The sequence below is a fragment of the Micromonospora sp. WMMD712 genome (genome assembly GCF_029581295.1).
Classification (GTDB): Bacteria; Actinomycetota; Actinomycetes; order Mycobacteriales; family Micromonosporaceae; genus Micromonospora; species Micromonospora carbonacea.
The window spans coordinates 7,159,371-7,174,425 of record NZ_CP120743.1 but is presented as its reverse complement, the minus strand read 5'-3'; the positions used below and the strand labels follow the sequence as shown (position 1 = coordinate 7,174,425).

1 protein-coding gene is annotated in these 15,055 nt (G+C 78.2%); it reads right to left on the bottom strand.

Annotated features, from left to right (window positions below; translation table 11 throughout):
* Positions 1-34: 34 nt before the first annotated feature.
* Positions 35-15,019 (bottom strand): type I polyketide synthase, encoded by a 14,985-nt coding sequence (locus O7633_RS30635; protein ID WP_282324876.1) that lies wholly within the window; start codon positions 15,017-15,019, stop codon positions 35-37.
* Between the last annotated feature and the right edge of the window lie 36 nt (positions 15,020-15,055).

Genomic DNA, 15,055 nt, shown 5'->3' with positions numbered 1-15,055 from the left:
CTCCCTCGTGTGGCACCGGTACGTGTCGCGTGACTCAGGAAAGCCCGAGGTCCCGGTCGACAAGATCGAAAAGCTCCTGGTTGCTGGCGACGCGCAGCCGGTCGGCCACCTCGGCGGCCTCGTCGGGCCGCTCCCCGACGCCCCGGTCGGCGGCGCCGAGGCGTTCCAGCAGCCGGTGCAGCCGCATGGTGACCCGGACCCGACCCAGGTCGTCGGTGTCGCGCCGGACGAGGGCGGCCTCCAGCTCGTCGAGTTCCTCGACGGTCGGCAGCGCCTGCACGGACGCCTCGCTGACCAGCTCGCCGCGCAGGTGCTCGGCGAGGGCCTGCGGGGTGGGGTAGTCGAACACCACCGAGCTGGCCGGGCTGAGGCCGGTCTCCTTCGCGAGCCGGCCGCGCAGCTCCACGGCGGTCAGCGAGTCGAAGCCGAGGTCCCTGAACGGCCGGTCGGCCTCCAGGGCGTACGGGCTGTCGTGGCCGATGACCTCGGCGGCGGCGGTGCGGATCAGGTCGACCAGCAGCCGGGTCTGCTCGGCGGCGGTGAGGTCGGCGAGCCGCTTGCGCAGCCCGGTGCGGACCTCGTCGCCGCCGTCGGCGGCCGGGTCGACGCCGGCGTGCTGGGCCGCCACCTCGGGCAGGTCGGCGATGAGGGGCCGGGGCCGGGCGGAGGCGAAGACGGGGGCGAAGCGGGCCCAGTCGACGTCGGCGAGGGTGAGCACGGTGCCGTCGCCGGTGATCGCGGCGCGCAGGGCGGCCATCGCGGGTTCCCGGTCGAGCAGGGACACCCCGCGCCGGCTCATCGCGACGGCGTGCTCGTCGCTGACCATGCCGCCGCCGGCCCACGGTCCCCAGTTGACGGAGACGACCCGGGCCCGGCCGGCGGGCCGGGACTGCGCCCACGCGTCGAGGAAGGCGTTGCCGGCGGCGTACGCGCCGTGGTCGCCGACGCCCCACGCGGCGGCGATGGACGAGAAGTAGACGACCAGCTCCAGGTCGTCGGGGTCGAGGAACTCGTCGAGGTGGCGGGCCCCGGCGGTCTTGCCGGCGACGACGTCGGCGAGTTCGTCGGTGCCGACGACGCTGACCGGGTTGAGCCGGCCCACGCCGGCGGCGTGCACGACGGCGCGTACGGTCTCGCCGTCGCGGCGCAGGCCGGCGACGAGGGCGGCGACGGCGTCGCGGTCGGCCAGGTCGCAGGCCACGGCGCGGGCGTGCGCGCCGAGGTCGGCCAGCTCGGCGAGGGTGGCGGCGACGCCGGGGGCGTCGGGGCCGCGCCGGCTGACCAGGATGAGCCGGCGCGCGCCGTGCCGGGCCAGCCAGGCGGCGGCGTACGAGCCGATCGCGCCGGTGCCGCCGGTGATCAGCACGGTGTCCGGCGGCTGCCAGGCGGGGGCGTCGGGCCGCTCGGCGCGGGCGGCGCGGGCGAGGCGGCGCAGGTGGGTGCCGAGGGGGCGCACGGCGAGCTGGTCCTCGGCGTCGGTGTTGGTCAGCGCCCGCAGCAGGTGGTCCCCGGCGGCCGGGTCCAGCTCGGCGGGCAGGTCGAGCAGGCCGCCCCAGTGGGCGGGGTGTTCCAGGGCGGTGACCAGGCCGAGGCCCCAGGTGGTCGCCTGGGCGGGGTGGGCGACGGGGTCGCCGGGGCCGGTGCTGACGGCCTGCCGGGTGAGCAGCCACAGCGGCCCGGCGGGGGCGGCGTCGGTGACGGCCTGGACGAGGGCGAGGTTGCCGGTGAGCCCGGCGGGCACGGCCGGGTGGTCGGGGTGGGGCCGCTCGTCGAGGGCCAGCAGCGACACGGTACGGGTGGCCGCGCCGGCCGCCGGGCCGAGCAGCGCGGCGAGTTCGGCGCGGGTGACCGTGGCGGGGTCGACGGCGAGGGTCCGCACGCTGCCGCCGTGCGCGGCGAGCAGCGCGCCGATCCGGTCGGCGGCGTCGGCGGCCGACTCGGAGGTGCCGGCGTCGGGGTCGACGGTGGCCGTGGGGGCGTCCGTTCCGGCGGGGACGACCAGCAGCCACTCGCCCGTGGCGGGGCCGGCGGTGAGGCGGCGCTGCGGCCAGGTGATGCGGTAGCGCCAGCCGTCGACGAGCGCGTCGGTCTGCCGCTGCCGGTGCCAGTGGGCGAGGGTGGGCAGCTGGTCGCGCAGCGGCCGGTCCGGGTCGACGCCGAAGCGGGTGGCGAGGGCGTCGCCGTCGGCGTCGGCCACGGCCTGCCAGAACGCCTCGTCGGCGGGGCCGGCGGCGGGGGCGGCCGGCTCGGCGGTGCGCAGCACGTCGCCGTCGCCGACGGGCCAGAACCGCTGGTGCCGGAAGGCGTACGTGGGCGGGGTGACCGGGTCGGCGGCGGGCAGCAGCGCCGCCCAGTCGACCCGTACGCCGTGGCAGTGCAGCCGGGCCAGCGCGCCGAGCAGCGCCTCGGCCTCGCCCCGGCCGGGCCGCTGGACGCCGGTGACGAGGGTGCGGCCGGCGTCGGGCAGCGCGTCGGCGGCCAGCGCGGTGAGCACGGTGTCGGGGCCGACCTCCAGCAGCGTGGCGACGCCGAGGGAGTGCAGGTGCTCGACGGTGTCGGCGAACCGGACGGCGTCGCGCACGTGCCGCACCCAGTAGTCGGGGGTGCAGATCAGCTCCGGGTCGGCGACCCGGCCGGTCAGGTTCGACACGAGCGGCACGGCGGGCGGGGCGTAGTCGAGGCCGGCGGCGACGGCGGCGAACTCGGCGAGCATGGGCTCCATCAGCGGGCTGTGGAAGGCGTGGCTGACGGTGAGCCGCTTGGTGCGTACGCCGAGGGCGGTGAAGTGGTCGGCCAGGTCGGTGAGGGCGTCGCCGGCGCCGGAGACGACCACGGCGGCCGGGCCGTTGACGGCGGCGACGGCGACCCGGCCGGCGTACGGGGCCAGGGTCGCGGCGACGTCGGCCTCGGGCGCGGCGACGGCGAGCATCCCGCCGCCGGCCGGGAGGGCCTGCATGAGCCGGCCCCGGTTGCCGACGAGCGCGCAGGCGTCGGGGAGGCTGAGCACCCCGGCGACGTGCGCGGCGGTGATCTCGCCGACGGAGTGCCCGGCGACGAGATCGGGGACGACGCCCCAGCCGGCGAGGAGCCGGTGCAGGGCCACCTCGACGGCGAACAGGCCGGCCTGGGTGAACACGGTCTGGTGGATCAGGTCGGCCTCGGCGCTGCCGTCGGCGGCGAACAGCACCTCCTTGAGCGGCCGGGGCAGGTGCGCGTCGAGGTGCTGGCAGACCTCGTCGAGGGCTTCGGCGAAGGCGGGGAACGTCCGGTACAGCTCGCGGCCCATGCCGGCGTGCTGCGCGCCCTGGCCGGAGAAGAGGACGGCGAGGGTGCCGCCGGGCTCGGCGACGTCCCGGGTGAGGGCGGGGTGGTGCTGGCCGGCGGCGAGGGCGCGCAGCCCGGCCACGTACGCGTCGCGGTCGGCGGCGAGCAGCACGGCCCGGTGCCGCAGGTGGGAGCGGCCGGTGGCGAGCACCCGGGCGACGGCGGCGTCGCTGGCGGCTGCGGCGTCGGCGGCCGGGCCGCCGGCAGCGGCGGTGGCCTCGGCCTCGGCCCAGTCGGCGAGGCGGGCGGCCTGGGCGGCCAGCCCGTCGGCGTCGTCGCCGGAGACCATCCAGGGCAGCAGCGGCGGGGCGGGCGGCTCCGCGTCGCCGGCCGCCGGCGCGGCGTCGGCGGGCGGGGCCTGTTCGAGGATGACGTGGGCGTTGGTGCCGCTGACCCCGAACGCCGACACGGCCGCCCGGCGGGGCCGGTCCACGGCGGGCCACGGGGTCGGCTCGGCGAGCAGCGCGACCGCGCCGGCCGCCCAGTCGACGTGCGGGGTGGGCTCGTCGACGTGCAGGGTGGGCGGCAGCAGGTCGTGCTGGAGCGCCATCACCATCTTGATGACGCCGGACACGCCCGCGGCGGCCTGGGTGTGGCCGATGTTCGACTTGATCGAGCCGAGCAGCAGCGGCCGGTCGGCGGGCCGGTCCTGCCCGTACGTCGCCAGCAGCGCCTGCGCCTCGATCGGGTCGCCGAGTCGGGTGCCGGTGCCGTGGCCGTCGACGGCGTCCACGTCGGCGGCCGTGAGCCGCGCGTTGGCCAGGGCCTGCTGGATGACCCGCTGCTGGGCGGGCCCGTTGGGGGCGGTGAGCCCGTTGGACGCGCCGTCGGAGTTGGTGGCGGAGCCGCGTACCACGGCGAGGACCCGCCGGCCGTCGCGGCGGGCGTCGGAGAGCCGCTGGAGCAGCAGCAGGCCGGCGCCCTCGCCCCAGCCGGTGCCGTCGGCGGCCCCGGCGAACGACTTGCACCGGCCGTCGGCGGCGAGGCCACGCTGCCGGGCGAACTCCAGGAACGGGCCGGGGGTGGCCATCACGGTGACGCCACCGGCGACGGCCGTGTCGCACTCGCCGGCGCGCAGCGACTGCACGGCCAGGTGCAGCGCCACCAGCGACGACGAGCAGGCGGTGTCGACGGAGACGGACGGGCCCTGGAGGCCGAAGGTGTAGGAGAGCCGCCCGGAGACGACGGCCGCCACGTTGCCGGTGGCCTGGTAGCCCTCGGTCTCGGCGCGGGCCGCCATCAGCAGCGTGGCGTAGTCCTGGCCGTTGGTGCCGACGAAGACGCCGGTGTTGCTGTCGCGCAGGTCGGCGGGGGCGATGCCGGCGCGTTCGAACAGCTCCCAGCCAGTCTCCAGCAGCAGCCGCTGCTGCGGGTCCATCACCAGCGCCTCGCGCGGGGAGATGCCGAACAGCGCCGCGTCGAACCCGGCGACGTCGGCGACGAAGCCGCCCTCGCGCACGTACGACGTGCCGGGGGTGTCGGGGTCGGGGTCGTAGATGGCGTCGAGGTCCCAGCCCCGGTCGGCGGGGAACCCGGCGATGGCGTCGCGGCCGTCGGCGACGAGCCGCCACAGGTCCTCGGGGCTGGCGACGCCGCCGGGGTAGCGGCAGCTCATCGCGACGATGGCGATGGGCTCGTCGAGGGCGGCGGCGGCCCGGGTGGGCGCGGCGGCCTGCTCGGTGACGCCGAGGATGCGGTCGGCCAGCCAGCCGGCGAGCAGCGTCGGGGTGGGCCGGTCGAAGACGAGGGTGGCGGGCAGCCGCAGGCCGACGGCCTCGCCGAGCCGGTTGCGCATCTCCACGGCGCTGAGCGAGTCGAAGCCGATCTCCCGGAACGGCCGGTCCGCGCCGATCGCCTCGGCGGAGGCGTGCCCGAGCACGGCGGCGGCGTGCACCCGCACCAGCTCCAGCAGGGTGCGGCGGCGCTCCGGCTCGGCCAGGCCGGCGAGCCGCCCGCGCAGCGGGGACGCCTCGGCCGGCTCGTCGTCGTCGCGGGTGCGGGCGGCGAGGATCCGGGCCACCTCGGGGACGTCCTCGATCAGCGGCCGGGGGCGGGTCATCGCGAACGTCTGGTGGAACCGGTCCCAGGCGATGTCGGCGACGGTGAGGGTGGTGTCGTCGTCGGCGAGGGCGCGGGCGAGCACGGCCACGGCCAGGTCGGGGCGCATCGGCCGGACCCCGGAGCGGAACATCTGGTCGGCGGCGCCGTCGGTCTCCAGCATCCCGCCGCCGTCCCACGCGCCCCAGGCGACGGCGGTGGCGGCGAGGCCCCGGCGGCGGCGGTCCTCGGCGAGGGCGTCGAGGAACGCGTTGCCGGCGGCGTAGCCGCCCTGGAGGCCGCCGCCCCACACGCCCGCCCCGGAGGAGAAGAGCACGAACGCGGACACGTCGCCGCCGAAGACCTCGTCGAGGTTGACCGCCCCGGCGACCTTGGCGTGCAGGCCGTCGGCCAGCTCGGCGACGTCGGTGCCGGCGAGCGGGCCGGCGTGGGCCACCCCGGCGGCGTGGAACACGGCGTCGACGGTGACGCCGTCGGCGGCGAGCCGGTCGACGAGGGCGCGCAGCGAGCCGGCGTCGGCCACGTCGCAGGCCGCGACGGTGACGCGCGCGCCGAGGCCGGTCAGCTCGGCCTCCAGCTCGGCGGCGCCGGCCGCCGCCGGGCCCTGCCGGCTGGTCAGCACCAGGTGCGCCGCGCCCTCGCGGGCCAGCCAGCGGGCCACGTGCGCGCCGAGGGAGCCGAGGCCGCCGGTGACCAGGGCGGTGCCGGCGGGCCGCCACCCGGGCCGCTGCGGGGCGGGATCGGCGGCGGCGCGGGCGAGCCGACGGGCGAACAGGCCGGAGGTGCGCACGGCGACCTGGTCCTCGTGGCCGACGCCGGCCAGGACGGCGGCGAGCCGGCCCCGGGCGCGCCGGTCGAGCTTCGCGGGCAGGTCGACGAGGCCGCCCCACCGGTCGGCGTGTTCCAGGGCGGCGACCCGGCCGAGGCCCCAGACGAGGGCCTGCCGGGGGTGGTCGAGGGGGTCGGCGCGGCCGGTGGAGACCGCGCCGCCGGTGGCGCACCACAGCGGGGCGGTGATCCCGGCGTCGCCGAGGGCCTGCACGAGAGCGAGGGTGCCGGCGAGGCCGGCGGGGACGACGGGCCGCTGCGGGTGGGGGGTCTCGTCGAGGGCGAGCAGCGACAGCACGCCGGTGACGGCGGCGGCGTCGACGTCGGCGAGCCGCGCGGCCAGGGCCGCCCGGTCGGCGTCGGCGACGGCCAGCGGGGTCACGTCCGCCCCGGCCTCGCCGAGGGCCTGCACGACCTGCCCGACGATGGGCTGGCCGGCGTGTTCGGCGGGCGCGACGAGCAGCCAGGTCCCGCCGAGGGCGGCGCTGGCGGCGGTGGTGAGCGGCGTCCACTGCACCCGGTAGCGCCAGGCGTCCACGGTGGACTCGTCGCGGCGGCGCTGCCGCCACGAGGACAGCAGCGGCAGGGCGTCGCCGAGCGCGCGGGCGTCGGCGGTGTCGATGCGCATGGCGGCGGCGAGGGCGTCGGCGTCGGCGCGTTCGACGGCGTCCCAGAACTGCCGGTCGGCGGGGTCGTCGGCGGCGGCGGCCGGGCCGGTGCGCACGGGGGCCTCCGGCCAGTAGCGCTGCCGGTGGAACGCGTACGTGGGCAGTGGCACGGCCGGGCCGGTGCGCACGCCGCAGACGGCGTTCCAGTCGGCCTCGACGCCGCGCACGTGCAGCTCGGCCAGCGCGGTGAGGATCCGGGGCCAGCCGCCGTCGCCCCGGCGCAGGGTGTTGACCACGGCCGCCTCGTGTTCGGCGGCGTCGATGGTCTCCTGCATGCCGAAGCTGAGCACGGGGTGCGGGCCGACCTCCAGGAAGACCTGGTGGCCGTCGGCGAGCAGGTTGCGTACGGCCTGCTCGAAGTTCACGGTCTCGCGCAGGTTGCGGTACCAGTAGCCGGCGTCGAGGGTGGTGGTGTCGGTCTGCTCGCCGGTGAGCGCGGAATAGAACGGCAGCTCGGCGGGGCGGGGGGTGATCCCGTCGAGGCTGGCCAGGAGCCGTTCGGCGACGGCCTCGACCTGCGGGGAGTGGGAGGCGTACTCGACGTCGATGGGGCGGGTGCGCACGCCGTCGGCGGCGCAGGCGGCGACGAGGTCGGCGAGGTCGGCGACGTCGCCGGCCACCACGACGGACCCGGGGCCGTTGACCACGGCGACGGAGAGCCGGCCGGCCCACCGCTTGAGCAGGTCGCGGGCCCGGTCGGCGGGCAGGGCCACGGAGACCATGCCGCCCCGGCCGGCGATGTCGACGAGCACCTGGCTGCGCAGGGCGACGATCTTGGCGGCGTCCTCCAGGGTGAGGGCCCCGGCGACGCAGGCCGCGGCGATCTCGCCCTGGGAGTGGCCGACGACGCCGCCGGGGCGGACGCCGAGCGAGCGCCACAGCCGGGCCAGGGAGACCATCACGGCCCACAGGGCCGGCTGCACGACGCCGGAGGCGACCAGCGGCGGGGCGCCCTCGGCCCCGCGCAGCACGTCGGTGAGCGACCAGTCCACCCAGGGGGTGAGGACGGCCTCGCACTCGGCGATGGACGCGGCGAACACCGGGGAGCTGTCGAGCAGGTCGACGGCCATCCCGGGCCACTGGGAGCCGTGGCCGGAGAAGACGAAGACGGGGGCGGTGTTGCGCAGCGCCGCGCCGGTGACGACGCCCGCGACGGTTTCGCCGTCGACCAGGGCGGTGAGGCCCTGGGCCAGGTCGGCCCGGTCCTGGCCGAGCACGACGGCGCGGTGGCCGAACGCCGCCCGGGTGGTGGCGAGGGCGTGGCCGACCTCCGCCGGTTCGACCTCGGGGTGGGCGGCGAGGTGCGCGCGCAGCCGGGCGGCCTGCTCCCGCAGCGCGGCCCGGTCGGCGGCGGAGAGCACGAACGGCACGAGGCCGGCGTCGGCGGCGACGCCGGGCCGGGACTCGGCGGCGACGGCCGGCTCGGGGGCCTGTTCGAGGACGACGTGGGCGTTGGTGCCGCTGATGCCGAAGGAGGAGACGGCAGCGCGGCGGGGCCGGTCGACGGCCGGCCACGGGGTCGCCTCCGTGGCCAGGGCCACGGCCCCGGCGGTCCAGTCGATGTGCTCCGACGGCGCGTCGACGTGCAGGGTGGGCGGGACGAGCCCGTGCCGCAGCGCGAGGACCATCTTGATGACCCCGGCGACGCCGGCGGCGGCCTGGGTGTGGCCGATGTTGGACTTGATCGAGCCGAGCAGCAGCGGCCGGTCGGCGGGCCGGTCCTGCCCGTAGGTGGCCAGCAGCGCCTGCGCCTCGATCGGGTCGCCGAGGGTGGTGCCGGTGCCGTGGGCCTCGACGGCGTCCACGTCGGCCGGGGTCAGGCGCGCGTTGGCGAGGGCCTGCCGGATCACCCGCTGCTGCGAGGGGCCGTTCGGGGCGGTCAGTCCGTTGGACGCGCCGTCCTGGTTGACGGCCGTGCCGCGCACGATCGCGTGGACCCGCCGGCCGTCGCGCTGCGCGTCGGAGAGCCGCTGCACGAGCAGGACTCCGACGCCCTCGCCCCAGCCGGTGCCGTCGGCGGCGGCGGCGAACGACTTGCAGCGGCCGTCCTGCGACAGTCCGCGCTGCCGGGAGAACTCGATGAACGTGCCAGGCGTGGCCATGACGGTGACGCCGCCGGCCAGGGCCAGGTCGCACTCCCCCGACCGCAGCGCCTGGGCCGCCAGGTGCAGCGCGACCAGCGACGACGAGCACGCCGTGTCGACGGTGACGGCCGGCCCCTCCAGGCCGAACGTGTACGCCACCCGCCCCGACAGCACGCTGCCGGAGGTGCCGGTGCCGATGTAGCCCTCCACCTCGGCGGGCAGGTCCATCAGCCGGGAGGCGTAGTCGTGGTACATGACGCCCGCGAAGACGCCGGTGCGGCTGCCGCGCAGCCGGTGCGGGTCCAGGCCGGCGGACTCGAACGCCTCCCACGACGCCTCCAGCAGCAGCCGCTGCTGCGGGTCCATCGCCAGGGCCTCGCGGGGCGAGATGCCGAAGAACCCAGGGTCGAACTCCGCCGCCCCGTAGAGGAAGCCGCCGTGCCGGGTGTACGAGGTGCCGCTGTTGGCCGGGTCCGGGTCGAACAGGGTGTCGAGGTCCCAGCCCCGGTCGGCGGGGAACTCGCTGATCCCGTCGCCGCCGGTGGCCAGCAGCTCCCACAGCTGGTCCGGGTTGTCCGCGCCGCCGGGGAAGCGGCAGGCCAGGCCGACGATCGCGATCGGGTCGTCGAGGCCGGTGGTGGTGGCCGCCTCGGCGGGGGTGACGGTGGCGGCCCGGTTGCCGGCGAGTTCCGCGTACACCTGGCCGGCGAGGATGCGCGGGGTCGGGTAGTCGAACACCAGCGTGGACGCCAGCCGCAGCCCGGTGGCCGCGTTGACCCGGTTGCGCAGGTCCACCGCCGTCAGCGAGTCGAAGCCCAGCTCCCGGAACGCCCGGTCCGCCGGCACGGCGTCCGCGCCGCCGTGCCCGAGGACCTGCGCGACGAGGCCCCGGACGAGGGCGTCGACCTGGTCACGGGCGTCCTGCGGGTCGAGGCCGGCGATCCGGTCCGCCCAGTTGCCGTGGCCGGCCTGCCGGCGGGCGGTGACCGCGCCGAGCAGCACCCGCAGCAGCGACGGCACCCGGCCGGCGACGACCCGCGCCCGCATGGCCGGCACGTCGAGCACGGCCGGCACGAGGGCGGGCCGGCCGGCGGCGAGGGCCGCGTCGAACAGGTCGAGGCCGGTGGCGGCGCTCATCGGCGAGATGCCGGCGCGGGCCGAGCGGGCCCGGTCCGCGTCGCCGACCGTCGCGGCCATCCCGGCGGTGTCCCACATGCCCCAGGCGAGGCTCGCGGCGGGCAGTCCGGCCTGCCGACGGTACGCGGCGAGGGCGTCCAGGAACGTGTTCGCCGCCGCGTACGCGGCCTGGCCGGGCGAGCCGAGCACCCCGGCGACGGAGGAGTACACGACGAACAGGTCGAGGTCCCGCCCGGCGGTCGCCTCGTGCAGGTGCCACGCGGCGTCGGCCTTCGGGGCGAGCACCCCGGCCAGCCGCTCGGGGCTGATCGCGGTGACCACGCCGTCGTCGAGGACGCCGGCGGTGTGCACGACGCCGGCCAGCCGGCCGGTGACCCCGGCGACGAGGGCGGCCACCCGGTCGGGGTCGGTGACGTCGGCGGCGACCACCTCGACGCGGGCGCCCAGGCCGGTGAGCCGCTCCGCCAGGGCGTCCGCGCCGGGGGCGGCCGGTCCCTGGCGGGACACCAGCAGCAGCGACCGGGCCCCGTACGCGGTGACGAGGTGCTCGGCGACGAGCGCGCCGAGCGCGCCGGTGCCGCCGGTGACCAGGACGGTGCCGTCGCCGAGCGCGGGGGCGGCCGGGGGGTCGGCCGGGGCGGCGGCGCGCACGAGGCGCGGGGTGAGCACGGCGTCGCCGCGCAGCGCCACCTGCCCGCCGGTGCCGGCGGGGTCGTCGGCCACCCCGGCGAGCACCGCCAGGGCGGCGGCGTCGACGTCGGCGGCCAGGTCGGCGAGGACGATCCGGTCGGGGTGCTCGGACTGCGCCGAGCGCAGCAGGCCCCACACGGCGGCCCCGGCGAGGTCGGTGACCGGGTCGTCGTCGCGGGTGGCCACCGCGCCCCGGGTGAGCACGACCAGCCGGGTGTCGGCAAGCGCGTCGGCGGCCAGCCACGCCTGCACCACGCCGAGCACGTCGGCCGCGACGGCCCGGACGGCGGCGGGCAGGCCGGAGCGTTCGGCGGCGGCGGGCAGGCCGGAGCGTTCGGCGGCGGCGGGCAGAGCGGCGGCGGGCAGGCCGGCGGGCCCCGTGCCGGGAGAGGCGGCGGGCGCGGGGAGGACCGGGAGCACGAGGGCGCGGGGCAGCGGCTCCCCCGCCTCGTCGGCGGCGGCCAGCACCGCCGCCACGTCCGCGAAGACGGGCAGGTCGAGGGCCCGCACCGGGTAGGGCGGGGTCGCGGCCAGCAGCGCCCAGCCGGCGGGTTCCTCGGCGGGCGGCACCTCCTCGGCCTGCCAGGCGACCTCGAACAGCGAACGGGCGGCGACGCCGGGGGCGGTCAGGCCCGTCATCTCCCGCAGCGCGAGGGAGTCCACCGACACGACGGGGACGCCCGCGCCGTCGGTGGCGACGAGCCGCACCGCCGAGCCGTCGCCGGTCAGCCGCACCCGCAGCGCCGTCGCGCCGGACGCGTGCACCTGCGCGCCGGAGAACGCGAACGGCACCCGGGGGCCGCCGCCCACGGCGGCGAGCAGCGCCCCGACGGGTTGCAGGGCGGCGTCGAGCAACGCCGGGTGCACGCCGAACGCGGCGGCGGGCCCGGCCGCCTCCTCGGGCAGGGCGACCTCGGCGTACACCTCGCCGTCGCCGGTCCACAGCCGACGCAGGCCCCGGAACGCGGGCCCGTAGGCCAGGCCGCGCCCGGCGAGGGCGTCGTACCACTGGGCGAGGTCGACCTCGGTGGCCGCGACGGGCGGCCACGCGCCGAGGGCGGGCTCGTCGTCGACGGCCGGTTCGAGGACGCCCTCGGCGTGCCGGACCCAGCCGGCCTCCGGGTCCTCCTCGGCCTGGGCGTGCACGGTCACCGCGCGGGCGCCGGTGTCGTCGGCCGCGCCGACGCGCACCTGCACGCGGACGCCGCCGGCCTCGGGCAGGGCCAGCGGGGTGGCGACGGTCAGCTCCCGCACCCGGGACGCGCCGACCTCGTCGCCGGCCCGCACGACCAGCTCGACCAGGGCCGCGCCGGGCAGCACGACGACGCCGGAGACGGCGTGGTCGGCGAGCCAGCCGTGGGTGGCCAGGGACAGCCGGCCGGTGAGCAGCACCATGTCCTCGCCGGCCACGGAGACCGCCGCGCCGAGCAACGGGTGCCCGGCCGCGCCGAGGCCGACGCCGGTGACGTCGGCGATCCGGCCGACCGGCTCCAGCCAGTACCGCTCGTGCGCGAACGCGTACGTGGGCAGGTCCACCCGGCGCGCGGCGGCCCCGGCGAGCAGGGCGTCCCAGTCCACGGGCAGGCCGTCGGCGTGCAGCCGGGCCAGGGCCTCCAGCAGGGCGCGCGGCTCGGGGCGGTCCTTGCGGGCCAGCGGCACGAGCACGGCGGTCGGGTCGGTGAGGCAGCTCTGCGCCATCGCGGTGAGCACCCCGTTGGGGCCCAGCTCGACGTACGTGCCGACGCCGGCCTCGGCGAGCCGGTCGACGGCGTCGGCGAAGCGGACGGCCTCGCGGACGTGCCGCACCCAGTAGTCGGGGCTGCACAGCAGCTCCGGCCCGGCGACCCGGCCGGTCAGGTTCGACACGATCGGCACGGTGGGCGGGGAGAACGTCAGCCCGGCGGCGACGGCGGCGAACTCGGCGAGCATCGGGTCCATCAGCTCGCTGTGGAACGCGTGGCTGACCCGCAGCCGGTGGATGGGGGTGCCCCGCTCGGCCCAGTGGGCGGCCACCTGCTCGACGGCGGCGGCGTCGCCGGAGACGACCACGGCGGCGGGGCCGTTGACGGCGGCGACGCCGATCCGACCGGTCACCCCGGCGAGGGACTCGACCACGGACGCCTCGTCGGCGGCGACGGCGAGCATCGCCCCGCCCGCCGGCAGGGCCTGCATGAGCCGGCCCCGGGCGGCGACCAGCGTCGCGGCGTCGGCGAGGGTGAGCACCCCGGCGACGTGCGCGGCGGCCAGCTCGCCGATGGAGTGGCCGACGAGGTAGTCCGGGGCGAGCCCGAACGACCCGGCGAGCCGGAACAGCGCCACCTCGACGGCGAACAGCCCGGCCTGGGTGAACACGGTCTGGTGCAGCAGGTCGGCCTCGGGCGTGCCGGCGGCGGCGAACAGCACCTCGCGCAGCGGCCGGGGCAGGTGCTCATCGAGCGCGGCGCACACCTCGTCGAGGGCGGCGGCGAACACGGGGAACGCCGCGGCCAGCTCGCGGCCCATGCCGGGGCGCTGCGCGCCCTGCCCGGAGAACAGGAAGGCGACCCGGCCCCGGGGCGCGGCGGTGCCGGTGACGACCGGCGCGGCCGGCTCGTCGGCGGCGAGGGCGCGCAGCCCGGCGAGCAGCTCGGCGCGGTCGGCGGCGAGGACGACGGCCCGCCGGGGCAGCCCGGCGCGGGCGAGCGAGGACGCGGCGACGTCGACGGGGCGGGCGTCGGGCGCGGCGTCGAGGTGGTCGGCCCAGCGGCGGGCCAGCGCGGCGAGGGACTCGGGGCTGCGGGCCGACAGCAGGACGGGTGCCAGCGGCGGGACGACGGCCGGCGCGGCCGGGTCGGGCTCCTCGGCGACCGGGGCCTGTTCGAGGATGACGTGCGCGTTGGTGCCGGAGATGCCGAACGACGACACGGCGGCCCGGCGCGGCCGGTCCACCGCCGGCCAGGGGCGGGGCTCGGTGAGCAGCGACACGGCCCCGGCCGACCAGTCGATGTGCGCAGACGGCGCGTCGACGTGCAGGGTGGCGGGGAGCCGGCCGTGCCGCAGCGCCTGCACCATCTTGATCAGCCCGGCGACGCCGGCGGCGGCCTGGGTGTGGCCGAGGTTGGACTTGACCGAGCCGAGCCACAGCGGCTCCGCCCCGGCCCGGTCCTGCCCGTAGGTGGCCAGCAGCGCCTGCGCCTCGATCGGGTCGCCGAGGGTGGTGCCGGTGCCGTGCGCCTCGACGGCGTCCACGTCGGCGGGGGCGAGCCGCGCGTTGGCCAGGGCCTGCCGGATCACCCGCTCCTGGGAGGGGCCGTTGGGCGTGGTGAGGCCACTGCTGGCCCCGTCCTGGTTGACGGCGCTGCCCCGGATCACCGCGTAGACGCGGCGGCCGTCGCGCTGGGCGTCGGAGAGCCGCTGGAGCAGCAGCACGCCGACGCCCTCGGCCCAGCCGGTGCCGTCGGCGGCGTCGGCGAACGACTTGCACCGCCCGTCGGGGGCGAGGCCGCGCTGCCGGGAGAACTCGGCGAACACGCCGGGGGTGGACAGCACGGTGACGCCGCCGGCCAGGGCCAGGTCGCAGTCGCGCTGGCGCAGCGCCTGCACGGCGAGGTGCACGGCGACCAGCGACGACGAGCAGGCCGTGTCGACGGTGACGGCGGGCCCTTCCAGGCCGTACGTGTAGGCGACCCGGCCGGAGACGAGGCTGCCGGAGTTGCCGGTGCCGAGGTAGCCCTCGACGCCCTCGGGCAGGTCCAGCACCCGGGAGGCGTAGTCGTGGTACATCACCCCGGCGAAGACGCCGGTGCGGCTGCCGCGCAGCCGCTGCGGGTCCAGGTCGGCGGACTCGAACGCCTCCCACGCGCTCTCCAGCAGCAGCCGCTGCTGCGGGTCCATGGCCAGGGCCTCGCGGGGGCTGATGCCGAAGAAGGCCGGGTCGAACTCGGTGGCGTCGTAGAGGAACCCGCCCTGGTCGGTGTAGGAGGTGCCCGGGTTGTCCGGGTCGACGTGGAACAGCCGCTCCAGGTCCCAGCCCCGGTCGGTGGGGAAGTCGCCCAGCCCCTCGCGGCCGGCGTCGACGAGGTCCCACAGGTCGTCCGGTCCGCGTACGCCGCCGGGGAACCGGCAGGCCATGCCGACGACGGCCATCGGCTCGCGGTCCTTCGCCTCCACCTCGCGCACCCGCCGCCGCGCCTCGCGCAGGTCGGCCGTGGCGCGCCGGAGGTAGTCGAGGAACTCCGCCTCAGTGGGCATCGGGCCACTCCGTATCGGGATCAGACGTCCGGGACA